General features: G+C 67.5%; 22 protein-coding genes and 2 pseudogenes. All 24 read left to right on the top strand.

Annotated elements, in window-relative coordinates; genetic code table 11:
- Nucleotides 1-10: 10 nt before the first annotated feature.
- Entirely contained in the window at nucleotides 11-589 is a 579-nt protein-coding gene (locus tag DB459_RS04290) for a HupE/UreJ family protein (RefSeq protein WP_253711705.1), read from the top strand.
- A 15-nt stretch (nucleotides 590-604) separates the two neighbouring features.
- A complete protein-coding gene (gene cybH / locus DB459_RS04285; protein ID WP_253711704.1) occupies nucleotides 605-1,321 on the top strand; it encodes a Ni/Fe-hydrogenase, b-type cytochrome subunit in 717 nt (238 codons plus the stop codon).
- Nucleotides 1,322-1,669: 348 nt separating this feature from the next.
- Complete coding sequence (locus DB459_RS04280; RefSeq protein WP_253711703.1) at nucleotides 1,670-2,329, top strand: HyaD/HybD family hydrogenase maturation endopeptidase; 660 nt, start codon at nucleotides 1,670-1,672, stop codon at nucleotides 2,327-2,329.
- A complete protein-coding gene (locus tag DB459_RS04275) occupies nucleotides 2,329-2,655 on the top strand; it encodes a HypC/HybG/HupF family hydrogenase formation chaperone (protein WP_256519304.1) in 327 nt (108 codons plus the stop codon). The genes DB459_RS04280 and DB459_RS04275 overlap by 1 nt, the downstream gene beginning before the upstream one ends.
- Nucleotides 2,656-2,668: 13 nt before the next feature.
- Nucleotides 2,669-3,145, top strand: a complete 477-nt coding sequence (locus tag DB459_RS04270; RefSeq protein WP_253711701.1) for a hydrogenase-1 expression HyaE — start codon at nucleotides 2,669-2,671, stop codon at nucleotides 3,143-3,145.
- On the top strand, nucleotides 3,142-3,978 hold the full coding sequence (locus DB459_RS04265; protein WP_253711700.1) for a hydrogenase expression/formation protein: 837 nt from the start codon (nucleotides 3,142-3,144) through the stop codon (nucleotides 3,976-3,978). The genes DB459_RS04270 and DB459_RS04265 overlap by 4 nt, the downstream gene beginning before the upstream one ends.
- Nucleotides 3,975-4,244 (top strand): rubredoxin, encoded by a 270-nt coding sequence (locus DB459_RS04260; RefSeq protein WP_253711699.1) that lies wholly within the window; start codon nucleotides 3,975-3,977, stop codon nucleotides 4,242-4,244. The genes DB459_RS04265 and DB459_RS04260 overlap by 4 nt, the downstream gene beginning before the upstream one ends.
- Nucleotides 4,213-4,812, top strand: a complete 600-nt coding sequence (gene hybE, locus DB459_RS04255; protein ID WP_253711698.1) for a [NiFe]-hydrogenase assembly chaperone HybE — start codon at nucleotides 4,213-4,215, stop codon at nucleotides 4,810-4,812. Before DB459_RS04260 ends, hybE begins: the two co-directional genes overlap by 32 nt.
- On the top strand, nucleotides 4,809-5,975 hold the full coding sequence (locus DB459_RS04250) for a nickel-dependent hydrogenase large subunit (RefSeq protein ID WP_253711697.1): 1,167 nt from the start codon (nucleotides 4,809-4,811) through the stop codon (nucleotides 5,973-5,975). The genes hybE and DB459_RS04250 overlap by 4 nt, the downstream gene beginning before the upstream one ends.
- Entirely contained in the window at nucleotides 5,975-6,316 is a 342-nt protein-coding gene (gene hypA, locus DB459_RS04245; RefSeq protein WP_253711696.1) for a hydrogenase maturation nickel metallochaperone HypA, read from the top strand. The genes DB459_RS04250 and hypA overlap by 1 nt, the downstream gene beginning before the upstream one ends.
- The gene (gene hypB, locus DB459_RS04240) at nucleotides 6,316-7,302 is read left to right on the top strand and encodes a hydrogenase nickel incorporation protein HypB (RefSeq protein WP_253711695.1); all 987 of its coding nucleotides are present in this window, start codon (nucleotides 6,316-6,318) and stop codon (nucleotides 7,300-7,302) included. Before hypA ends, hypB begins: the two co-directional genes overlap by 1 nt.
- A 4-nt stretch (nucleotides 7,303-7,306) precedes the next feature.
- Nucleotides 7,307-7,561, top strand: coding sequence for a HypC/HybG/HupF family hydrogenase formation chaperone (locus DB459_RS04235; RefSeq protein WP_253711694.1), 255 nt, complete (start codon nucleotides 7,307-7,309; stop codon nucleotides 7,559-7,561).
- Entirely contained in the window at nucleotides 7,558-8,706 is a 1,149-nt protein-coding gene (gene hypD / locus DB459_RS04230) for a hydrogenase formation protein HypD (RefSeq protein ID WP_253711693.1), read from the top strand. The genes DB459_RS04235 and hypD overlap by 4 nt, the downstream gene beginning before the upstream one ends.
- Nucleotides 8,703-9,752, top strand: coding sequence for a hydrogenase expression/formation protein HypE (gene hypE / locus DB459_RS04225; protein ID WP_253711692.1), 1,050 nt, complete (start codon nucleotides 8,703-8,705; stop codon nucleotides 9,750-9,752). The genes hypD and hypE overlap by 4 nt, the downstream gene beginning before the upstream one ends.
- Before the next feature lie 32 nt (nucleotides 9,753-9,784).
- Nucleotides 9,785-11,293 carry a sigma-54 dependent transcriptional regulator gene (locus tag DB459_RS04220; protein WP_253711691.1) on the top strand — a complete coding sequence of 503 codons (1,509 nt, stop codon included), beginning with the start codon at nucleotides 9,785-9,787 and terminating at the stop codon, nucleotides 11,291-11,293.
- A 100-nt stretch (nucleotides 11,294-11,393) separates the two neighbouring features.
- Nucleotides 11,394-12,806, top strand: coding sequence for a sensor histidine kinase (locus DB459_RS04215; protein WP_253711690.1), 1,413 nt, complete (start codon nucleotides 11,394-11,396; stop codon nucleotides 12,804-12,806).
- Nucleotides 12,787-13,815: a HupU protein gene (locus tag DB459_RS04210; protein ID WP_253711689.1), complete on the top strand. Its 1,029-nt coding sequence runs from the start codon at nucleotides 12,787-12,789 to the stop codon at nucleotides 13,813-13,815. Before DB459_RS04215 ends, DB459_RS04210 begins: the two co-directional genes overlap by 20 nt.
- Nucleotides 13,812-15,263 (top strand): nickel-dependent hydrogenase large subunit, encoded by a 1,452-nt coding sequence (locus DB459_RS04205; protein ID WP_253711688.1) that lies wholly within the window; start codon nucleotides 13,812-13,814, stop codon nucleotides 15,261-15,263. Before DB459_RS04210 ends, DB459_RS04205 begins: the two co-directional genes overlap by 4 nt.
- Nucleotides 15,263-17,593, top strand: a complete 2,331-nt coding sequence (gene hypF / locus DB459_RS04200; protein WP_253711687.1) for a carbamoyltransferase HypF — start codon at nucleotides 15,263-15,265, stop codon at nucleotides 17,591-17,593. Before DB459_RS04205 ends, hypF begins: the two co-directional genes overlap by 1 nt.
- Nucleotides 17,593-19,888, top strand: a pseudogene (locus DB459_RS04195) (TonB-dependent receptor). Before hypF ends, DB459_RS04195 begins: the two are co-directional and overlap by 1 nt.
- Before the next feature lie 218 nt (nucleotides 19,889-20,106).
- Nucleotides 20,107-21,519, top strand: coding sequence for an MBOAT family protein (locus DB459_RS04190; protein ID WP_253711686.1), 1,413 nt, complete (start codon nucleotides 20,107-20,109; stop codon nucleotides 21,517-21,519).
- A 2-nt stretch (nucleotides 21,520-21,521) separates the two neighbouring features.
- Nucleotides 21,522-22,643 (top strand): hypothetical protein, encoded by a 1,122-nt coding sequence (locus DB459_RS04185; RefSeq protein ID WP_253711685.1) that lies wholly within the window; start codon nucleotides 21,522-21,524, stop codon nucleotides 22,641-22,643.
- A gap of 361 nt (nucleotides 22,644-23,004) precedes the next feature.
- Nucleotides 23,005-23,787 carry a MetQ/NlpA family ABC transporter substrate-binding protein gene (locus DB459_RS04180; protein ID WP_253711684.1) on the top strand — a complete coding sequence of 261 codons (783 nt, stop codon included), beginning with the start codon at nucleotides 23,005-23,007 and terminating at the stop codon, nucleotides 23,785-23,787.
- Nucleotides 23,788-23,888: 101 nt separating this feature from the next.
- A pseudogene (locus tag DB459_RS04175) lies at nucleotides 23,889-24,200 on the top strand (pyridoxal-phosphate dependent enzyme); the annotation flags it as partial.
- Nucleotides 24,201-24,203 lie beyond the last annotated feature (3 nt).

The following is a 24,203-nucleotide window of genomic DNA, read 5'->3' as shown; positions in this document are numbered from 1 at the left end:
GGATGAAATCATGAAGAAGCTGTCTTACGCTCCGCTCGCCGTCGCCATGGTGCTGGTGGCGGCGAGCCCGGCCCTCGCCCATACCGGTGACGGCCCCCACAGCCACGGCTTCGTCGCCGGGCTGATGCATCCGCTCGGCGGCGCCGATCATGCCCTCGCCATGCTGGCGATCGGCATCTGGTCGGCGCTGGTCGGCGGCCCGCGGGCATTCCTCGCGCCGCTGACCTTCGTGCTCGCCATGCTGGCGGGAGCCGCGCTCGGCCATGCCGGCATCGCGCTGCCGATGGTGGACGTGGCCATCGCGGCCTCGGTGCTGGTGCTGGGACTGCTGATCCTTACCCGCCTCGAGCTGCCGACCGCGGCAGGCATGGCGCTGGTGGCGCTGTTTGCGGTGTTTCACGGCCATGCCCACGGCACCGAGGCGAGCGGCGCCATCGCCGCCTACATGGCCGGCTTCGCCCTGACCACCGCCGGCCTGCATGTCGCCGGCATGGTCTTCGGCCGGATCATCATGGCGCAGAGCGGCCTGTCGCGGTTGCTCGGCGGCGCCATCGCCGCCGCGGGCGCCTATCTGATCGCGGCGCAGTAGGGGAGGGCCGCAGCGATGCAGAGTCCTTTACAGAGCGTGGCCAAGCCCGCCTTGCAGCAGGCGATTTACGTCTACGAGGCGCCGCTGCGGCTGTGGCATTGGGTCAATGCCCTCGCCATCGTGGTGCTGGCGGTGAGCGGCTATTTCATCGGCTCGCCGCCGCCCACCCTGTCGGGGGAGGCGAGCAGCCACTTCCTGATGGGCTATATCCGCTTCACCCATTTCGCCGCCGGTTACATCCTCATCGTCGGCTTCGCCCTGCGGATCTATTGGGCCTTCGCCGGCAATTCCCATGCCCGGCAGATGTTCATTCCGCCGGTGACCAGCCGCGCCTGGTGGCGCGATGTGCTGCACGAGATCAGATGGTATTTCTTCATTGCCCGCGAGCCGAAGAAGTACGAAGGCCATAACCCGCTCGCGACCCTGACCATGCATGTCGCCTTCCTCTGGGGCATCATCTTCATGATGGTGTCCGGCTTCGCGCTCTATGGCGAAGGCGAAGGCATGGGGTCGTGGCAGTATCGGCTGTTCTCGAGCTGGGTCATTCCGCTGTTCGGCAACAGCCAGAACGTCCACACCTGGCATCACATCGGCATGTGGGCGATCGTGTGCTTCGTGCTGGTTCACGTCTATGCCGCCGTCCGCGAGGACGTGATGTCCCGCCAGAGCATCGTCAGCACCATGATCTCGGGCTGGCGGCAATTCAGGGACGACCGGCCCGCCGACGATTGAAGGCGAGCTTTCGCCTGCTGCCGTCCGATCGTCGACCTGACGGGGTGCGCTGCCGCGCATCCCGTCTTTGTTTTTGGGGCGGCGCATTCGCATGGCCAGTGCCTGACCACAGTGGCTTGCCGTCGGGAGGACGGACGCCACCCCCACCGGATCAAGTGCATCGCCATGGAAGTAGGCTTTCCACGGCGTCGCTCGGATTGGAAGCATAGCGTCCATCAGGTCGCGTCGAGCCCCCCGGTCGATCCTCCTAACCCCTTGCACTTGAATGCATACCGGGATCTGGCCCGCCCCTTGCTAATGCTTTTGTCACGCAACACTCACGCGTCCCGTGAAAGAGAAGGGTGTGCGATGGGATCGCCAAGGGTACTGGTCCTCGGGATCGGCAATCTGCTGTGGGCCGACGAGGGCTTCGGTGTCCGCGCCGTCGAGGCGCTGCACCGCGACTATGACCTGCCCGACAATGTCCGCCTGATGGATGGAGGCACCCAGGGCCTCTATCTCGTCGACCACGTGCGCAACGCCGACATCCTCGTGGTGTTCGACGCGGTCGACTATGGCCTGCCGCCCGGCACCATCAAGCTCGTCGAGGATGACGAAGTGCCGAAGTTTCTCGGCGCCAAGAAGATCAGCCTGCACCAGACCGGCTTCCAGGAAGTGCTCGCCACCGCCGAGCTGCTCGGCGGCGGCCCCGGCCATCTGCTGCTGGTCGGGGTCCAGCCGGTCGAGCTCGAGGATTTCGGCGGCTCGTTGCGCGAGGCGACCAAGGACCGCATCGCTCCCGCCATCAGCCATGCCCTCGACTATCTCGCCCGCTTCGGCGTCACGGCGCGTCTGCGCGAGGTCCCGCGCGACGACGCCGAGACGCTGGCCTGCCGCCACATGGTGATGTCGCGCTACGAGGACGAGCGCCCGTCGGATGAAGAAGCCTGCCGCAGCGGCGATGCCCGCGTGCTGGCCTGGACCGCGCCTGATGCGGCGGATGCCGACGCGCGGCCGGAGGACGCCTGATGTGCATTGGTGTACCCATGCGGGTCGTCGCCGCAAGTTCCGGCTACGCCGTGTGTGAGGGCATGGGCGCGCGCCGCGAGATCGATATGCGGATCGTCGGCGACCAGCCGCCAGGCACCTTCGTGCTGGTCTTCATCGATGCCGCACGCGAGGTGATCTCGCCCGAGCAGGCCGAGCTCGTCGCTCGCGCGCTCTCGGCGCTGCAACTCGCCGTCGACGGCGCGGGCGCCTCTCCTGCGGATTTCGACCACCTCTTTCCCGATCTCGCCGACCGCGAGCCGGAACTGCCGGCTCATCTGAAAACCAGCCTCCCGACCGCCTCATGAGGATCATCGTCCGATGTCGACGTCCCTGATCGATGCTCTCGTCGAACGCCACGGCTTTGCCGTGGTCGACGACGCCACACTCGATGCCTTCCTGGAAGCGAACGAGCATTCGCTGCTGTTCTTCGCCGGCGACGCCGACCGCCTGGTGGAAAGCGCCGATGCCGCGGTGATCCTGGTTGAGCTCGCCAAGACTTTCCGCGGCCGCTTCACGCCCGCCCTGGTGGCGAAGGCCGCCGAACGGTCGCTGCAGCGTCGCTTCCTCTTCAACGCCTTTCCGGCCTTCGTGCTGATGCGCCGGGCCGGCTATCTCGGCGCCATCACCCGCCTGCTCGACTGGGGCGACTACCTGACCGAGATTTCCGCCCTTCTGCAGCGCGAGGTCAGCGATCCACCGCCGTTCCGCCTGCCGGACGGCTGCGCCATTCCGGCCCCGGCGCCGACTGGCCGGCTCAATCGCGACCTCGGCATCGACACGGGAGAATGGCAATGACGTCGAGCCTTGGTCCTGTCGTCGGCGCCGGCAGCCAGCCCCTGGATGAGGATGGCGCCGAGCTCGCCTACATGGAAATGCCGAAGTCCATGCGGACCTACTCCATGCCGGCGGTGCCGGAGCCGGAGGAGGTGGAGGACGTCACTGCGGCCCTCGCCGTGCTCGCGAAAGTGCGTGACGCCCTCGACGAGGGCCGCGCCGCGCGCTTCGACCTGACGGGGCTCGATGCCGCCAACCGCGCCTTTGTCGACCAGATTCTCGGCGAAGGCGAGGTCAGCATTGTCGCCGGCGCCACCATCCAGGCGCAGGAATCGGTGCTGGCCGGGGTGTGGCGCGTGCACGAGGTCGATACCGCCGGCCGCCTCGGCAGCGACATCATCGAGACCGGCGACTTTCCCGCCAGCGTGCTGGCGATGGCCATGACCGGCACGTCGGCGGCGCTGACGCCGCACGAAGGCGAACTGCCTTCGATGGTCTACAATGCGCCGGCGCTGGTCACCGAAATGGCCGACCGCCTGGCGACGCGGGCCTCGGGCGATGCCGCCCACGTCATCAATCTGAGCCTGCTGCCGCTGTCCGACGAAGACGTCGATTTCCTCGATGCCCGTCTCGGGCCGGGCGTCGTGACCATCCTGTCGCGCGGTTATGGCAATTGCCGGATCTCGTCCACCGCGACGCGCCACGGCTGGTGGGTGCGCTACTTCAACTCGCGCGACGCCATCATCCTCAACACCATCGAGATCACCGAGGTGCCGAGCGTCGCCTGCGCCGCGCCGGAGGACCTCGAGGACAGCGCCCAGCGGCTCGGCGAAATCCTGAGGGTCTATCAGTGACCGATCATTTCTTCGCGGGATCGTTTGGTGGCGACAACGCCAAGCTGACCGAGCAGAGCCGGCTCGAATGCCGGATCTGCTGGTATGTCTACGACCCCGCCGAAGGCGACGACTACTGGCAGATCGCACCGGGCACGCCTTTCGCCAGCCTGCCGGATCACTGGACCTGCCCCAATTGCGACGGCGCCAAGGCGGGCTTTCTCCTGCTCGACGGCGATGGCCATGATCACGCCGATGATCAAACCCGTCATCACCCCCATGACTGACGTCTCACCGGCAGCGGCGACGGCGCAAGCGGCGGCCGCGGCGAAGCTGCAGGCGGCATTCGAGGCGCTGTACCGCGACCGCATGCAGGACGTGCCGATCCTCAATGGCAGGCTCCGCGTCGCCTGCATCGGCATGCGCGGCTGTGACGACGGCTGGCTGGCGGCGCTGGTCACCCCCTGGTTCATCAATCTGATGCTGCTGCCGGCGAGTGCCGAAGCGGCCGAGGCCTGGCGCGGCATCGACATCGGCGGCAAGAGCCTGCATCAGTTTCCCGCCGGCCGTTTCGAATTCATCATGGGTGAGCTGGCGGACATCGGCCGCTATCGCATGTGCTCGCTGTTCTCGCCGGTGCTCGAATTCGAGGATCAGGCCGCCGCCGAACTGACCGCGGCGGCGGCGCTCGATGCGCTGTTCGATGCGGAGCACGGCGACAACGCCGAGGCGCGCGCGAGCGGGGCTGTCGCGGCCGAGCAGGCCGCGGTCGTCGCGCCGGCAGCGACGGCCGGGACGCCGAGCCGCCGCGGACTGCTGTTCGGTCCGGCGTCGGTCCGGGGCGGCCAGTCATGACCCTCGCCGGCCGGCTGGAGATCGAGCTCGACGGATCGCGCGCCCTGGCCCGCATCGGCTCCAGCCGCCCGCTCATGGTCGCGCGCAATTTTCTCGGACGAACGCCCGCCGAAGTGCTGCAATCGTTGCCGCTGCTGTTCGGCGTGTGCGGCATGGCGCAAGGCGTAGCCTTCGTCACTGCCTGCGAGAAGGCGCTCGGCATTGCCGCCACGGCGGCGCGGCGCCGGCTCCGCGACGTTCTCGTGCTGTCGGAAACCGCGCGCGAGCATCTGCTGCGCATCGCCATGGACTGGCCGCGCTTTGCCGGCTCGGAGCCTGACTTGAGCTTCCTGCGCCGGATCATGGCGCTCGATCGCCGGATTCGCGGTGCGCTGGCGCCCAAGGCGCTGGCTCTCGCCGCCGCCGCGTCGGACGATGGGGAGGTGGCATCTGGCGCCGCCGCCGAGATCGGCGACATGGTCGAAACCGCCATCCTCGGCGAGCCGATCGCCCATTGGCTGCTGCGCAGCCGGCCGGATGAGATGGCGGACTGGGCCGGATCCGGCGAAGGTCCGGCCCGCCGCGCCTTGCAGCGCCTCTTCCGCGCCGGCGCCATGGATGCCGGTGCCGTGCCGCTCGATGCGCTGCCGTCGATCGAGGATGCCGATTTCCTGGCAGGCGTCCTGCCGCTGCTGCGGGGGGACAAGGCCGCGGCGCTGGTGGCCCGTCCGCTCTGGCAGGGACGTCCGCGCGAGAGCACGGCGCTGGCGCGGCAGGCCGATCACCCGGTGGTGCGGGCGCAGATGAGCGAGGCCGGATTCGGTCTCGGCGCGCGGCTGATCGCCCGGCTGCTCGAACTGGCGCTGCTGCCGGCGCGGCTCGAGGCCCTTGCGGCCGAAACCGGCGATGCGCCGGCGCCGGATAGCCGGTTCGACCAAGGTTCCGGCATCGGTCAGGTCGAGGCGGCGCGCGGCCGTCTGGTCCATTATGTCGAGATCGCGCAGGATCGCCTGGTGGGCTATGTTGTGCTGGCGCCGACCGAATGGAATTTCCATCCGGAGGGCGCCGCCGCCCGGGCACTCGGCTCGATTGCGGTGTCGAAACGCCCCGACATTCGCCTCCTCGCCGACATGACCGTCACCGCTTTCGACCCTTGCGTCGAATACACTGTCAAGGTGTCCTGATGCACGAAATGGCGCTGGCGGAGAGCATCGTCGGCATCCTGGAGGATCAGGCGCGGGTCCAGAACTATGCCCGCGTGCGCACGGTGTGGCTCGAGGTCGGGCCGTTCGCCAACGTGGAGATCGAGGCGCTGCGCTTCTCGTTCGATGTCGTCACCAGGGGCACGCTGGCCGAAGGCGCGCGGCTGGAATGCGACAGCCCTGCCGCGCGTGCCTGGTGCATGCCTTGCGGCGAGAGCGTTGCGATTGCGCAGCGTTTCGACGCCTGCCCGCTCTGTGGCGGGCATCAATTGCAGGTGACCTCGGGGGATGAATTCCGGGTCAAGGAGTTGGAGGTCGACTGATGTGCACGGTGTGCGGCTGCGGCACGGGGGAGGTGACGATCGAGGGCGCCAGCGGTGCGAAGCCTCGCGGTCATGATCACGATCATGGTCATGGTCATGACCACGACCACGATCACGGCCATGACCATCACCACCATCATCATGGCGATCATCGCCACGATCATGATCACCACCACCATGATCGCCACGATCACGATCATCACGCGCATGACCACGGCCACGGTGGTATCGACGGCGCGGGCGCGGCGGTGATGGATTTCGGCGCCGGCCCGGCGCGGGCTCACGCCCCGGGACTGTCGCAGACGCGAATGGTGCAGATCGAGCAGGATATCCTCGCCAAGAACAACGCCCATGCCGCGGAGAATCGCCGCCACTTCGACCACCACGGCATTCTTGCCCTCAACCTCGTTTCGAGTCCCGGCTCGGGCAAGACCACCTTGCTGGTCGCGACCATCGAACGGCTGCGCGGCGTCGCGCCGGTCGCGGTGATCGAGGGCGACCAGCAGACCGCCAATGATGCGGCGCGGATCCGGGCCACTGGCGCCCCGGCAATCCAGGTGAACACCGGCAAGGGTTGCCATCTCGACGGCCACATGGTCGGTCAGGCGCTGACGCGGCTGCAGCCCGAACAGGGCGCCGTCCTGTTCATCGAGAATGTCGGCAATCTCGTCTGTCCGGCGTCCTTCGATCTCGGCGAGGCGCATCGTGTCGTCGTGCTGTCGGTCACCGAGGGCGAGGACAAGCCGCTCAAGTATCCCGACATGTTCGCCTCGGCCGACCTGATGATCCTGTCCAAGCTCGACCTGCTGCCGCACCTCGACTTCGACGTCGAGGCGTGTCTCATCAACGCCCGCAAGATCAATCCGCGCCTCAAGCTGCTGCAGGTGTCCGCCAGGACCGGCGAGGGCATGGACGCCTGGATCGGCTGGCTCAAGGCTGCCCGTACCGTCGCCTTTCCCGCGCGTCTCTCCACCTCGGGAGCGTGACGTCATGTGTCTTGCTCTTCCCGCCGAAGTGATTTCCCTCGATCTGGCCCGCCAGGCCGCCGTGGTCGCGCTCGGCCCGGTCAGGAAGGAGATCTCGATTGCCCTGCTCGACGAGGTCGCCATCGGCGATTTCGTCCTGGTGCACGTCGGTTACGCGCTGCACCGGCTCTCGCCCGAGGAGGCCGAGCGCACCCTTTCGATGATGCGCGCGGCCGGCGACTGCCCGGAAGCCGAACTGGCAGGGGAGAGCGCAGCATGAAATATGTCGACGAATTCCGCGCCCGCGATCTCGCCGAAGGCCTTGCCGGCGCCATCCGCCGCGAGGCTGCGCCCGGGCGCAGCTACAACATCATGGAATTCTGCGGCGGCCATACCCACGCGATCTTCCGCTACGGCGTCCAGGACCTGATGCCGTCCAACGTGCATTACATCCACGGTCCGGGCTGTCCGGTCTGCGTGCTGCCGATCGGCCGCATCGACAATGCGCTGGAGCTCGCCGAACGCCACAAGGTCATCCTGTGCACCTATGGCGACATGATGCGGGTGCCGGCCTCCGGCCGCCGCAGCCTGTTGAAGGCCAAGGCCGACGGCGCCGATGTCCACATGATCTACTCGACTCAGGATGCGTTGCGCATCGCCGCCGAAAATCCGACGCGGCAGGTGGTGCTGTTCGCCATCGGCTTCGAGACCACGACGCCGCCGACCGCGATCGCCCTGAAGGCGGCCGCGGACCGCGGGCTGACGAATTTCTCGGTGTTCTGCAACCATGTGCTGACCCCGGCGGCGATCAAGGAGATCGTCGAGAGCCCCGAGGTGCGCGACAGCGCCCGCGTCGCCATCGACGCCTTCCTCGGTCCGTCCCATGTCAGTTCGGTGATCGGCAGCGCGCCGTACGAGCCGTTTGCGAAGGTGTATCGCCGTCCGGTGGTAATCGCCGGCTTCGAGCCGCTCGACGTCATGCAGGCGACGCTGATGGCGATCCGCCAGCTCAACGACGGGCGCCACGAGGTCGAGAACCAGTACGTGCGGGTGGTGACGCGGGAGGGCAACCGCAAGGCTCAAGGCGTGGTCGACGAGGTGTTCGAGCTGCGCCCCTCCTTCGCCTGGCGCGGCCTCGGCGAGGTCGCCGACAGCGCCTTGCGCATCCGCGCGGAATTCGCTGCCTTCGACGCCGAGCGGCGCTTCGAGATCTCGCCGAGCACGGCGCGCGAGCCGAAGAGCTGCGAATGCCCCTCGATCCTGCGCGGCGCCAAGAAGCCGACCGATTGCAAGCTGTTCGGCAACGGCTGCACGCCGGACAATCCGATCGGCTCCTGCATGGTGTCGTCGGAAGGCGCCTGCGCCGCCTATTGGACCTATGGCCGCTTCCGGCAGCCTGCGTCCGGCAGCGAGGCCGCCGCATGACCGCGCACGACGCCCGTTTTTCCGCGGCCGGTGCCCCGCTCACGGGTGCAGTCGACATGACCCACGGCAGCGGCGGCCGCGCCACCGCCGAGCTGGTGCGCTCGCTGTTCCTCAAGCATTTCGACAATCCGCTGCTGCGCGCCGGCAATGACGGCGCGTGCTTCCAGCCGCCTGCAGGCCGCCTCGTCATGAGCACCGACGCCCATGTGGTGTCGCCGCTGTTCTTCCCGGGGGGCGATATCGGCGCGCTCGCGGTCCACGGCACCATCAACGACATCGCCATGGCCGGGGCGCGGCCGCTCTATCTGTCGGCGGCCTTCATCCTGGAGCAGGGCTTCCCGCTGGCGGAGCTGGAGCGCGTGGTGGTCTCGATGGCCGCCGCGGCATCTGCTGCCGGGGTGCCGATCGTGACCGGCGACACCAAGGTGGTCGAACGCGGCAAGGGCGATGGAGTCTTCATCACCACCACCGGCATCGGCGTCGTCCCCGATGGCGTCGAGGTTTCCGGCGACCGGGCGCGCCCCGGCGACGTCATCCTGGTCAGCGGCCCGATCGGCGATCATGGCGTGGCGATCCTGTCGAAGCGCGAGAACCTCGCCTTCGAGGTGGAGATCTGCTCCGACAGCGCGGCGCTGCATCGGCTGGTCGCATCCATGGTGGAAGCCGTTCCGGAAATCCGTGTGCTGCGCGATCCGACGCGCGGCGGCCTCGCCACCACCTTGAACGAGATCGCGCAGCAGTCGCGGGTCGGCATGCGGCTGGAAGAGGCGGCGATCCCGGTGAACGAGGGCGTGCGCGCGGCCTGCGAGCTGCTCGGGCTCGATCCGCTCTATATCGCCAACGAGGGCAAGCTGATCGCGATCTGTCCGCCCGACGTCGCCGCGCGGCTGCTTGCGGTGATGCGCGCCCATCCGCTAGGTTTGGGTTCAGCGGTCATCGGCGAGGTCGTCGGCGATCCGAACGCCTTCGTGCAGATGCGGACGGTGTTCGGCGGCTCGCGGATCGTCGACTGGCTGAACGGCGAGCAACTGCCGAGGATCTGTTGAACGGCCTATCGCGCGCATGGGGGGAAAAAGCCTTGAGACCCGCCTTACCGACCGTTCTGGTCATCGACGACGAGCTGCGCAGCGTCGAGGCGCTGCAGCGCATCCTCGAGGAGGAGTTCGACGTCCGCACCGCGGTGACGGTGCGCGAGGCCGAGGCGGTCCTGGAGAACGAGGTGGTCGAGGTCGTGCTCTGCGACCAGCGCATGCCGGAGATGACCGGTGTCGAATTCCTCAAGACCGTGCGGGATCGCTGGCCGGATACCGTGCGCATGGTGATCTCCGGCTACACCGACGCCACCGACATCATCAGCGGCATCAACGAGGCCGGCATCTATCAATACGTCACCAAGCCCTGGCAGCCGGATGCGCTGATCCTGACCCTGCAGAATGCCGCCCGGCTGTACCGGCTGCAGCGCGAGAACGATCTGCTGGCGGTCGAGCTGAAGATGTCGGCGAACCGGGCCGAGCGCGTGGTCGCCGGCCGCCGCCTCGAACTCAAGACGCAGTATAGTGCCGACGACGGCATCGTCCGCACGCCGGACAGTCCGATGAGCCTGGTCTGCGATCGCCTCAGGCGGATCGCGCCCTATGACGTCTCGGTTCTGGTCAGCGGCGAATCCGGCACCGGCAAGGAGCTGGTGGCGCGGGCGCTGCATTACAACAGCCTGCGCTGGAACAAGCCGTTCGTCGTCGAGAACTGCGCCGCCATGCCGGACCAGTTGCTGGAGAGCGAGCTGTTCGGCCACAAGCGCGGCGCCTTCACCGGCGCGGTCGAGGATCATGTCGGACTGTTCGAGCGGGCCAATGGCGGCACGGTCTTTCTCGACGAGATCGGCGATATCACCCCTGCCTTCCAGGCGAAGCTGCTGCGCGTGCTGCAGGAGGGCGAGATCCGTCCGGTCGGCAGGGGCCAGTCGCGCAAGGTCGACGTCCGCGTCATCGCCGCCACCAACCGAGATCTCGAGCATGAGGTGCGAGAGGGACGATTTCGCGACGACCTGTACTATCGCCTCGCCACCGTCACCATCCATGTGCCGCCGCTGCGCGAGCGGCCGATGGACGTTCCTGTGATCGCCCGCATGCTTTTGGAGAAGGCGCAGAAGCAGCTCGGCAAGACCGTGAAGGGATTGACCGACGAAGCGCTCGCCTGCATCGAGGCCTATCACTGGCCGGGCAATGTCCGGGAGCTGCAGAACGAGATCCAGCACCTGCTGGTGATGGGCGAGGACAATGGCCTGCTCGGCGCCGATCTTCTGTCGCGGCGCATTCTGCGCGCGGCGCCGGAAGAGGAAGCCGCGGATGTCGAGATGCTGGTCGGTCTCGACGGCCCGCTCAAGGATCGCATCGAGCAGCTCGAGGCCCGCATCCTGCGCGAGACGCTGATCCGCCACAAATGGAACAAGAGCCGCGCCGCCAAGGAACTCGGCTTGTCCCGGGTCGGGCTCCGCGCCAAGCTCGAGCGCTACGGCCTGGAGAAGATCGAGGCGATCGATCCGCAGGTGCGCAAGCCGTCGCCGCCGCGCAAGAACGCCGTGCTGTGAGCGATTGACGGCCGGCCCGCGACCGGGTCAAACCGGCCTTGAGCGATCCGACCTTAGAGAAGCGAACCGAGACCTGAGAGAACTGGCCAAGATCCTGCCGATGGGTGAATTCGACACCAGCTTCAAGCCGGACGACGAGCACGGCGCGCAGCGCTCGGGCCTGCTCGAGCTCGCCGGCGTGGCCGATGTCGCGGCGTCGCCGCCGGCCTCGGAAGATGCCTGGATCGAAGTGATCCGCAAGATGGATCAGTTCTATTCGGAACTCGTCCAGTCTCAGGTCGAACTCGAACGAAAGAACGCCGAGCTCGAGGAGGCCCACCAGTTCATCGACAGCGTGCTCGGCGCCATGACCGACGTGCTGATCGTCTGCGACAAGGCGGGACGGATCGAAACCGTCAACCAGGCGCTCGAACGCCTCACCGGCCGCTTCGGCAAGTCGCTGCTCGGCGAGCCGCTGGAAGCCCTGCTGCCGCAGGCCCAGCATGCGCTGTTCGACAACCTGCGCAACCGCCTGCACGGCGGCGGCAGCATCACCGAGGACGAGATTTCGCTGATCGACCGGTCGGGCGTGCCGACCCTGTTGTCGATGAACTGCTCGTCGCGGGTCGATTCCAAGGGGCGCTTCGTCGGTCTCGTGCTGATCGGCCGTCCGGTCGGCGAACTGCGCCGCGCCTTCACTGAACTTGCCGCCGCGCATCAGGAGCTGCGCCAGGCGCAGCAGCAACTGGTGTTCTCCGAGAAGATGGCCGCGCTCGGCCGGCTCGTCGCCGGCGTCGCCCATGAGCTCAACAATCCGATCAGCTTCGTGTTCGGCAACATGCATGCGCTCAAGCGCTATGGCGGCCGGCTCACCGAATATCTCCAGGCGATCGATCGCGGCGAGACGCCGGCGCAGCTCGTCGAACTGCGCAAGAGCCTGAAGATCGACCGCATCCTCGCTGACATCGGTCCGTTGGTCGACGGCACTCTCGAAGGCGCGGAGCGGGTCAGCGAAATCGTCCAGGACCTGCGCCGTTTCTCCAGCACCCAGGCCGAGCCGCTCGAGACCTTCAATCTCAGCCGGGTGTTGCGCACGGCGGTGAGCTGGGTGGTGAAGGCGACGCGGGTCAAGCCGGAGGTGGTGCTCGACATCCCCGAGCAGCTCGAGACCGTGGGGCGGCGCGGGCCGGTGCATCAGATCATGGTCAATCTGGTGCAGAACGCCGTCGACGTGATGGCGGATCGGCCCGATCCGAGGCTGATCGTCACCGGCGCCTACGAGGACGGCGGGATCGTGGTCCGGGTGCGGGACAACGGGCCCGGCCTCTCGGCCACGGCGATGAAGCGGCTGTTCGAACCGTTCTTCACCACCAAGCCGATCGGCGAAGGCACCGGGCTCGGGCTCTACGTCAGCTACGGCCTTGCCGAAGAGCTCGGCGGTCATCTCGATGGGGCCAATCACGAGGATGGCGGGGCGGTGTTCACCCTGCGGCTGCCGGTGCGGGAGGCGTCCCATGCTGCCTCCGGACAATGAGCGACGCCGCCTCAACCTGCTGTGGTTGCAGTCCGGCGGCTGCGGCGGCTGCACGTTGTCGCTGATCGGCGCCGAAGCGCCGGATCTCGTCACCGCCCTCGACCTCGCCGGCATCGACCTCCTCTGGCACCCCTCGCTCAGCGAAGCCACGGGAAGCGAATTTCATGCGCTGCTGGTGCGGATCGCAGCGGGCGAAATTCCGCTCGACATACTCTGCCTCGAAGGTTCGGTGATCCGCGGCCCACGCGGCACCGGGAAATTCCACATGCTGTCGGGCAGCGGCCGGCCGATGATGGACCTGATCGACGAACTGGCGCGGCGCGCTCGCCATGTCGTCGCCATCGGCACCTGCGCGGCCTATGGCGGCATCACGGCGGCGGGGGACAATCCGTCCGAGGCCTGCGGTCTCGCTTACGATGGGCGCGAGGGCGGCGGCCTGCTCGGGCCGGCGTTCCGCTCGGCATCGGGGCTGCCGGTCGTCAACATTTCCGGCTGTCCGGTCCATCCGGGCTGGGTGGTCGAAACCTTCCTGCAACTCGGCCTGGGGGCCATGACGCCGGCGGATCTCGACCGTTTCGGCCGGCCGCGCTTCTACGCCGACCATCTCGTCCATCACGGCTGCTCGCGTAACGAATTCTACGAGTTCAAGGCGAGCGCGCAGAAGCTCGGTCAGCTCGGCTGCATGATGGAGCATCTCGGCTGCATGGGCACCCAGGTCCATGGCGATTGCAACATCCGCCCGTGGAACGGCGAGGGCTCCTGCACCCGCGGCGGCTATCCCTGCATCAGCTGCACCGAGCCGGGTTTCGAGGAGCTCGATCATCCCTACCTGCAGACGCCCAAGCGCGCCGGCATTCCGGTCGGGCTGCCCACCGACATGCCGAAGGCCTGGTTCGTGGCGCTGGCCTCGTTGTCGAAGGCGGCGACGCCCGAGCGCCTGCGCAAGAACGCGGTGGCCGACCGTATCGTCGTGCCTCCGGTCGGACGGCAGGGGAAGACCAAGGCATGAGCCGTCGTATCGTCGGCCCGTTCAATCGCGTCGAAGGCGATCTGGAGATCAGGCTGGAGATCGAGGCCGGCGAAGTGCGCGCCGCCTTCGTCAACTCGCCGCTCTATCGCGGCTTCGAGCAGATCCTGACCGGCAAGGATCCGCTTGACGCCCTGGTCTATACGCCGCGGATCTGCGGCATCTGCTCGGTCTCGCAGTCGATGGCCGCCGCCCAGGCGCTGCTCGCCTTGCAGGGCCTCGCCGTTCCCGACAACGGCGCACTGGCGCAGAACATCGTCCTCGCCGCCGAGAATGCCGCCGATCATCTGACCCACTTCTATCTGTTCTTCATGCCGGACTTCGCCCGGCCGGTGTATGCCGGCGAGAGCTGGTTCGCGCCGGCGCAGGCGCGGTTCAAGGCGGTCGAGGGCGAGGCGAGCCGGGCGCTGCTGCCGGCACGGGCGGAATTCCTTCATCTCATGGGCATGCTGGCGGGGCGCTGGCCTCACACCCTCGGCCTGCAGCCCGGCGGTACCACGCGCGCCATCGGTGCCGCCGAGCAGATGCGGCTCTACGCCATGATCGGCGGGCTGCGCCGCTTTCTTCAGACCGAGCTGTTCGCCGATACGCTGGAGCGCGTCGTCGCCATCGCCAGTGCCGATGCGCTCGAGGCCTGGGTTGCCGCGGCGCCGCCGACCCAAGGCGATTTCCGCCATTTTCTCACCATCTCCCGCGCCATGGGGCTGGACCAGCTCGGTGCCGGCAGCGGTCGCTATCTGAGCTATGGCGCCTACGGCTTCAAAGGCGGTCACGCCTTCAAACGCGGCGTCGTCGAGCCTGGCCGGGCCCGCGCCTTCCACAGCGCCGAGATCGCCGAGGATCATACCTCGTCCTGGCTCGTGCGCCCCGCGGCGCCGGCCCATCCTTCCCACGGCCTGACGCTGCCTGAGCCGGATGCGCCCGGCGGCTATACCTGGTGCAAGGCGCCGCGGCTCGACGGCGCGGTGGTCGAGGTCGGCGCGCTGGCGCGACAGGTGGTCGATGGTCATCCCTTGCTGGTCGATCTGGTGGCGCGGGGCGGCGGCAATGCGCGCAACCGCGTCATCGCCCGCGCCATCGAGATTGCGCGCCTCGTGCTCTTGATGGAGCAATGGGTCCGTGCGATCCGGCCGAACGAGCCTTTCTATGTCGACGGGCCGATGCCCAGCGACGGCGAGAGCGAGGGGCTGATCGAGGCGGCGCGCGGCTCTCTCGGCCACTGGCTCGAGGTGCGGAACGGGCGGATCAGCAACTACCAGATCATCGCGCCCACCACCTGGAACTTCTCGCCGCGCGACGGTGGCGGCACGCCGGGCGTCTGCGAGCAGGCGCTGGTCGGCGCGCCGGTGCGGAAGGACGAAGTCGAGCCGGTATCGGTGCAGCACGTCGTGCGCTCGTTCGACCCCTGCATGGTCTGCACGGTGCATTGATGGCGATCGAGGCGGTCGCGTTCCGTGTCCGCGGCCTCGTCCAGGGCGTCGGCTTCCGGCCGTTTGTCTGGCGGCTGGCGCGGAGGACCGGGCTGACCGGCGAGGCGCTCAATGACGGTGAAGGCGTCCTGATCCGCGCCTGGGGCACCGCCGCGCAACTCGCCGGTTTCGAGGCGGCGCTGAAGCGCGAGGCGCCGCCGCTGGCGCGCGTCGAGGCGATCGAGCGCCGGCCGTTGTCGGGGCTCGTGCCGGCGGACTTCCGTATCGCCGCCAGCGAAGGCGGCGCGATCGCCACCGGAATCGTGCCCGACGCCGCGACCTGCCCCGAATGTCTCGCCGAAGTGCTCGATCCGGCCGATCGCCGCTACCGTTATCCCTTCACCAACTGCACCCATTGCGGGCCGCGGCTGTCGATCATCCGCGCCATTCCCTACGACCGCGGCGCCACCTCGATGGCGGCGTTTGCGATGTGCGCGGCCTGCCGCGCCGAATATGACGATCCGGCCGATCGCCGCTTTCACGCCGAGCCGAACGCCTGCCCGGTTTGCGGGCCGCGGCTGTGGTTGAGCGATGCGGACGGCCGCCAGATCGAGGTCGAGGCGGGCCGCGATGCCATTGCCGCCGCGGCCGGGCGCATCAGGGCCGGGCAGATCGTCGCCATCAAGGGCATCGGCGGCTTTCATCTCGCCTGCGATGCCGCTCATCCCGATGCAGTGGCGCGGCTGCGCCAGCGCAAGCACCGCTTTCACAAGCCGCTGGCGCTGATGGCGCGCGACCTCGCCATGGTCACGGCCTATGCCGAGGTCGGCGCGACGGAAGCCGATCTGCTGGCAAGCGCGGCGGCGCCGGTGGTGGTGCTGCGGCGTCGGACCGACAGCGCGCCGCTGGCGCCCGAGGTGGCACCAGGGCAGGGCACCGTCGGCTTCATGCTGCCCTCTACGCCGCTGCATCATCTGCTGGCCCGCGAGCTGTCTGTGCCGTTCGTCCTGACCTCCGGCAACGCCAGCGACGAGCCGCAGGTGATCGACAACGCGGAGGCGCTCGAGCGGCTCGCCGGCATCGCCGACGTCTGGCTGATGCATGACCGCGACATCGTCAACCGTCTCGACGACAGCGTCTGGCGCGTTGCCGATCAGACCCCCGTCGTCCTGCGCCGCGCTCGCGGCCACGCGCCCGCGCCGCTGGTGCTGGCCAAGGCGTTCGACACCGCGCCGCGCATCCTCGCCATGGGCGCCGAGCTCAAGAGCACCTTTTGCCTGCTGCAGGGCCGCCGCGCGGTCCTGTCCCAGCACATCGGCGATCTGGCGGAGACGGCGGCCCACGACGACTATCGCGCCATGCTCGCGCTCTACCGGCGGCTGTTCGCCTTCGCGCCCGGGGTGGTGGCGATCGACCAGCACCCCGATTACCTGTCGAGCCAATGGGGCGAGCGGCTTGCCGCCGAGTGCGGCGCCGCCGTGCAGCGGGTCCGGCATCACCACGCCCATGTCGTGGCGGTGCTGGCCGAGCACGGCGTTTCGCCGGCGGCGCCGCCGGTGCTCGGCATCGTGCTCGACGGTCTCGGCATGGGCGAGCGCGGCGAATTATGGGGCGGCGAATTCCTGTGCGCCGATTATCGCGCCGCCGAGCGGCTCGCGGCCTTCACGGCCGTGCCACTGCTCGGCGGCCATCGCGCTATGCGCGAGCCCTGGCGCAACGCCTTCGCCCATCTCCATCAGTTCGTCGGCTGGGACAGCGTCGAGCGGCGTTTCGCCGATCTCGCCATCGTCCGCCTCGTCCGCGGCCGCCAGCCGCCGGTGCTGCTGCGCATGCTGGAGAGCGGCCTCAATGCGCCGCCGGCCAGTTCGGCGGGGCGCCTGTTCGACGCCGCCGCCGCCATCCTCGGCATTCGGCCCGAGGGCGTGTCCTATGAGGGCCAGGCGGCGATCGAGCTCGAGGCTCTGGCCGAGCCTGAAATGGCGGGCGAGGACGGCGCCTATCCCCACGAACTGCTGGTCGGCGAGCCGCCGCGGATCGGCTGGGCGCCGCTGTGGGCGGCATTGCTCGACGACGTCGGGCGCGGGACGGCGCCGGGGCGCATCGCGGCGCGGCTGCATCGCGGTGTCGTTGCGGCCGTCGCGCAGACGGCCTGCGGGCTCGCCCGGGCGCGGCACCTGCCGACCGTCGTGCTGTCCGGCGGCGTTTTCCAGAATCGTATCCTGTTCGAAGGCGTGGCGCAGGCCCTGCGCGATCGGGGCCTCGATGTGCTTACGCCTCGGCAAGTCCCGGCCAATGACGGCGGCATCGCGCTCGGCCAGGCGGCGGTCGCCGCAGCGCTGCGGGGCAGCTGATGAGGCTGTCGGATTTTCGATGCGCCCTTCGCTGCGGGGCGGCGTTGGCCTGCGTCGGCGGCTGGCCGGCGATCGCTCTCGCCCAGTCCGTGCCCGAGGCACTGCCGCCGATCGTGGTGCAGCAGCAGGCCGCGCCGAAGAAGCGGCTGCCGGTCCGGGTTCTCCAGCCCGAGCGCCGGTCGCTTGCGACGCCGCGCCGGACATCACCGCCGACAGTGTCGGCGGATGCTCCCGTCGTCGCCGGCGGACAGCGGGCGCCGGCGCAAATGGCGAGCGAGATCACCGTCAGCGGCCAGGAACTCGATGCGCGGCCGGTGGCGCGGCCCGGCGAACTGCTCGAGGCGGCGCCGGGGCTGATCGTCACCCAGCATAGCGGCGAGGGCAAAGCCAACCAGTATTTTCTGCGCGGCTACAATCTCGACCATGGCACCGACCTCGCGATTTCGGTCGACGATGTCCCGGTCAACATGCGCACCCATGCCCACGGCCAGGGCTATGCCGATCTCAACTGGCTGATGCCGGAAACGGTGGCGGCGCTGGATGTCCGCAAGGGGCCCTATTTCGCCGACGTCGGCGATTTCGCCTCGGCCGGCGACCTGCGCATCAGCCTCGTCGACCGCCTCGTGCACAATATCGCTTCTCTGTCCGTCGGCAGCTTCGGCTATCGGCGCCTGTTCGCCATGGGCGCGGTGCCGCTCGGCGACGGCAGCCTGCTCGCCGCCGGCGAGGCCGGCCGCTACGATGGTCCCTGGACCAATCCGGACGACATGAAGAAGCTCAACGCCCTGCTGCGCTACAGCCAGGGCACGGCGCAGGACGGTTTCACCGTCACCGGCATGGCCTATTCCAATCGCTGGACCTCGACCGACCAGGTGCCGCAGCGGGCGCTGACCGGGGGGGCTGCTGTCGCGCTTCGGCACCGAGGATCCGAGCGATGGCGGCAACACCGATCGCTTCGCCTTCTCGGCGCGGATGGCCTCGACCGACGACGCCGGGTCGTGGAAGGCCAATCTCTACGCCGTGCGCAGCACGCTCGATCTCTACAACAACTTCACCTACTATCTCTCCGATCCCGTCAATGGCGATCAGTTTCACCAGCGTGACGACCGGCTGATGATGGGAGCCAATCTGGCGCGCAGCCTCGATGGCAGCCTCGCCGGCCGGCCGATGCAGACGACCATCGGCCTGCAGAGCCGCTACGACGATATCGACCTGCAGCTTTCGAACACGGTGCGGCGCGCGCCGCTCACATCGATCCGGAGCGATCGGGTGGGGGAGGGCAGCGCCAGCCTCTACGTCCAGTCGAGCGTCGGCTGGACCGACTGGCTGCGCACCACGCTGGGCTGGCGCGGCGATGCCTATGCCGCGCGGGTGGATTCGCTGTTGAACAGCACCAATTCGGGCAACGTCCGGGCGGCCATCGGCAGCCCGAAATTCACCATGGTGATCGGCCCGTTCCACGCCACCGAATTGTTCTTCGGCGCCGGCATGGGCATGCACAGCAACGATGCCCGCGGCGCCACCGCCAGCGTCGATCCGGCGGATCCGGCGGTGAGCGTATCGCCTTCGCCGCTGCTGGTGCGGACCAAGGGCGCCGAGATCGGCGTGCGCAGCCGCTTCCTGCCCGGTCTCGACACCTCGCTCAGCCTGTTCGTGTTGCAGCAGGCCTCGGAAATCGTCTTCAACGGCGACGCGGGCGATACCTCGGCGAGCCGGCCGAGCCGCCGCTACGGCATCGAATGGACGGCGAAGTACAAGCCGCGGAGCTGGGTAACCGTCGATGCCGCTCTCGCCCTGACCCATGCGCGCTTCCTCGGCGACGATGCCGAGCAGGCGGCGCTCTATGCCGCGCTCGCCGGCAACCCCGAGGCGCAGATCGGCAACGCGCCGGGCAACTACATTCCCAACGCGCCGGCGATGGTGGCGAGCGCCGGCCTGACCCTCGGCGAAGCCACCGGCTGGTTCGGCACCTTGCGCTGGCGCCATCTCGGTCCGACCGCGCTCACCGAGGATAATGCCTTCCGCTCGCCGGCGGTCAGTCTGGTCAATGCCCGCGTCGGCTGGCGCGACCCGCGCGGCTGGCGCATCCAGTTGGACGTTCTCAACCTGCTCGATGCCGGCGCCAACCAGATCACCTACGCCTATGGTTCGCTGCTGAAGACCGACAGCCTGTTTGCCCGCTGCTTTCCCACACCGAGCGTGCCGGCGGCGGTGTGCCAGACCGGCGTCATGGATTACGTCCTGCATCCGGTCGAGCCGCGCAGCTTTCGCCTGACGCTGGCGGCGACCTTCTGAAAGCGGCGCGGTACTTCGGTCCGTCGACGTTGCAGCCCGCGTCCACGTCCACCTGAGGCCGGAGCGAGAAGCAGCGCGGCCCGAGGAGAGTAAATTATTTGTCACAACTCAAGCGGTTCCGAATACCAGCCGCGCGGCGACGATCATGGACGGACGGCTGCGCTGGGCGATAAGGTCCACGCTTCACCCCTGCCTTCGTGCATCCGCGGACCTCCGGCATGCTGTTCGTGACCAGAGACTTCTTCCTGTGGTTCCTGCCGGTCAGTTTGCTGGCTTTTCACGCCGCGCTGGCGGTGGGGATGCGCTCGCTGCTGGTGCCGATGCTCCTGGTCGCATCGGCGGTGTTCTACTGCTGGGGCGATCTCGAGCACGCGCCCGTGCTGGTCGGCTCCGTGCTGTTCAATTATGCCATCGGCCGTGCGCTCAGCGGCGCGCACCTGTCCGATGGACATCGCAAGGCGGTGTTGGTGGCGGCGATCGTGGTCGATCTCGCCCTGCTCGGTGTCTTCAAATACGCCGGATTCATCCTCTCCAATCTGCCTCTGGTCGGGGTGACGCCGCCGGCCGTCGAGATTGCCCTGCCGGTCGGAATTTCGTTCTACACATTCACCCAGATCGCCTTTCTGGTCGATCTCTACGGCAAGGGCCTGCAGCAGCGGGATATTGCCGGCTACGGACTGTTCGCCAGCTATTTTCCGGACATCGTCGCGGGTCCGATCATCCATTGGCGAGAGGTCATGCCGCAATTCGCGCAGCTGCGCCGCGGTGAGACGTTCTCCTTCGGCTCCGCGGGCTATGCATCGATGCTGGTCGAGGGCGCCTTCATGTTCTCGATCGGTCTGCTCAAGAAGCTGCTGATCGCCGATCAGCTGGCGGTCTTCGCCGATCTCGGTTACGGCGACGTGGCGTCGCTGCACTTTGTCGATGCCTGGCTGGTCAGCCTTGCCTACACCTTCCAGATCTATTTCGATTTTTCCGGCTATGCCGACATGGCGATCGGCGTGTCGCTGCTGTTCGGGGTGCGGCTGCCGCTCAATTTCAATTCGCCCTACAAGGCGGTCTCGATCCAGGATTTCTGGCGCCGCTGGCACATGACCCTGTCGCGCTGGCTGCGCGATTATCTCTATATTCCCATGGGCGGCAGCCGGGTGCCAACGGCGAAAATCTATCGCAACCTGTTCGTGACGTTTCTGCTCGGCGGCTTGTGGCACGGCGCGGCATGGACCTTTGTCGCCTGGGGCGCGCTGCACGGTCTGGCGTGCTGCTGCCAGCGGGCCTGGTCCTCGGCCGGCCACCGCATGCCGAACTGGGCCGGCATCGTCGTGACCTTTCTGTTTGTCAATCTGAGCTGGGTCTATTTCAGGGCGCCGGATTTTGCCGCAGCCAACCGCCTGTTGGCGACGATGGCTCATCCCCACCCGGGCTTCACCATCCGGATTCTCCAGGTCTGGCCGCTGTTGATCGTCGGCGCGCTGCTCGTCTGGTGCTGTCCCAACAGCCAGTCTCTCGCAGCGGGGACTTTGGGGAGGAGGGTCGGTGTCGCCGGCGGGCTCGCTGGCGCGGCCATTCTGGTCGCCATGGTTGCGACCAATATTTCGCGGCCGTCGCCCTTCATCTATTACAGCTTCTGACCATGCGGAAACTGGCGCTGTTTCTCCTCTCGGCGGTTGGCGGCGCGGCGCTGAGCGCCGGCGCGATGGTTGCGACCTATGACGCGGTCACCACCGCGAACAGGCGGGTGCCTTACAGCTACTCGCAATTCCTGTTCGAGCAGATTCCGGCGCCGCGCATCGTCGTCGACGCCGGATCGAGCTCGATGTTCGGCATCGAGCCGGGGCTGATCGAACAGGCGTTCCGCACGCCGGTGATCGACGTCGCCGACAACGGCAGCATTCCGCTCGAGATGAAGATCCATCGCCTGCTTAAATACGCAAGGGACGGCGATACGCTGATCCTGCCCCTGGAATGGGTCTATTACACCCGGGACGACATGCCGCAGGACTTCGTCGACAACACCCCCGACGAATACGCGGCCTATTATGCCAGCCTGCCATGGCCGGACCGGCTCGCTTTCATCGTCGCCCACGCCTCGCTGCACAATCTGTCGGATGCCATCCGCCTGTTCCTGCGGAATGATCTCGCCGAAAGCCACTACGCGCGCATCGACATGCAGATGAGCAAATGGCCGCTGGGCGACTGGAAGGACGACAGCCGCCGGCGATCGAGCGTCGAGGGGATTTCCTGCGCCGCCTACATCGCCGCTTCCGGCCGGATCGTCCCGCAGGTCGAATGGGCCGTGCGGCAATTGGCGGAGTTGCAGGCCCACCGCCATGTCCGCGTCTATCTGGCCTGGCCGGCGGTGGCGGGACGCGACTGCTACGACCTGAAAGAAGGCCGATTGCCGCTGGCGCAGGAAGCGCGGGCGTTGTTCGAACGCCATGGCCTTGCCGTCGTCGGCGAGGTCGAGGATTCCTATTTCGCCCCGGAGCACATGCTCGATACTTATTATCATGTCGACAGCAGCGCCGCGCATCTGCGCACCGAGCGCCTGATCGTCGGTCTCGAGGCGGCCGGCCTCCGCCCGGCGGATGGCGCCGAGCAGCCAGCCTCGACGCCGGAGCTGGCGCGCGAGGCATTGCGCAATTTCCAACTTCGGCGGGCGCGGCGCGTACGGTTGTTCGGAACGATTGCCAAAAGCGAATTTGGAATTCCCGCCCGCGACGCGCGCTCGGCGCAGGTCGTGCGCGCTCGCTAGTGTGGCGTCTCGCAATTGCCTATGCCCATTGCGGCAAGCCGCTGTAGGCAATTGCGAGACATAAGCCACACTAGTGTCCTGTTTCCAACGTTCGTATCCCATTGCAGCAGGCGCTCATACGAACGTTGGAAACAAGGGGACACTAGCATCATTATGATTCTAGTGTGGTTTTGGATCTGACGCTCGTTCGAAGAACTCGCTGCAATACTGAAACGAGCGTCAGATCCACCACACTAGCACTTTGATTTTGCTAGTGTCCTGATGTCTCCGAATGACCGTGCGAGGGTGAGGCAAACGAAGCGGTAATTCGGAGACGGGACACGAGCCGCTTGCTCCCACTCAACGCGCAAGGACGTTTTGCATGATCCGGACGCTTCTTTCTGTTGTCCTGACGCTCGGCTTCGCCGCCGGCGCAACCGCGGCGGACACCAAGGTGATCCGCATCGGGACCACCGCCGGTCCCTATGCCGAGATCCTGCGCTATGCCGGGCAGCTCGCGGCGAAGGAGGGGATCGAACTGAAGATCACCGAATTCACTGATTACACGGTGCCGAACGCGGCGCTGGCGCAGGACGAACTCGACATCAATAATTTCCAGCATCAGCCCTATCTCGACAATCAGGTGGCGCAGCGCGGCTATGACATCGTCTCGATCGCCAAGAGCATCATCGTTCCGATCGGCCTCTATTCCAGCAAGGTTACGAGCCTCGACCAGATCAAGGACGGCGCCAGGGCGGGCATCCCGAACGATCCGTCGAACGGCGCCCGGGCCCTGCAACTGTTCGAGAAGGCCGGGCTCATCAAGCTGAAGCCTGGGATCGGCATCAAGGCGACCATCGCCGACATCGCCGAAAATCCGAAGCATCTGAAGGTGCTCGAACTCGACGCCGCGCAGCTGCCGCGCTCGCTCGACGATCTCGACTTCTCCGCGGTCAATCTGAATTACGCCCTCGGCGCCGGTCTCGATCCCAAGAAGGCGCTGCTGCTCGAGAGCGCCGACACGAACTGGAATCTGGTTTTCGCCGTCCGCGTCAGGAATAAGGACAATCCGACGCTGAAGCGGTTCGTCGAGATCTACCGTTCGCCGGAGGTAAAGGCGTTCACCGATCAGCGCTTCAACGGCACGATCCTCACCACCTGGTGATACGAATGGCCGAGCTCGTCTTTGTCGACGGTCGGGCGGCGACGGCGGCGGATCTCGCCGTTCTCGCCGAGCGGTTCGGCATCAGCGGTGAGCCGCTCAAGCCGGGGCCGCACAAGATCCAGGGCATTGGCGCCGGCTTCGTGCCCGAGGTGCTCGATCTGTCGCTGATCGACGCCGTCGAGCAGGTGTCGAACGATGAGGCGATTGCCTTCGCGCGGCGGCTGGCGAGTGAAGAAGGCATCCTGTCGGGGATCTCGGGCGGCGCTGCGGCGGCCGTCGCCGCCCGGCTGGCGCAGCGGCCGGAGAATGCCGGCAAGACCATCGTGCTGGTGCTGCCGGATTCCGGCGAGCGCTACCTGTCGACGGTGCTGTTCGAAGGCGTGTTCGACGCCCAGGGACTGGCGGCGGCTTGACGA

The organism is Bradyrhizobium sp. WD16 (assembly GCF_024181725.1).
Classification (GTDB): domain Bacteria; phylum Pseudomonadota; class Alphaproteobacteria; order Rhizobiales; family Xanthobacteraceae; genus Bradyrhizobium_A.
The sequence above is the reverse complement of the archived record's forward strand: the minus strand, read 5'-3'. Positions and strand labels throughout refer to the sequence as shown.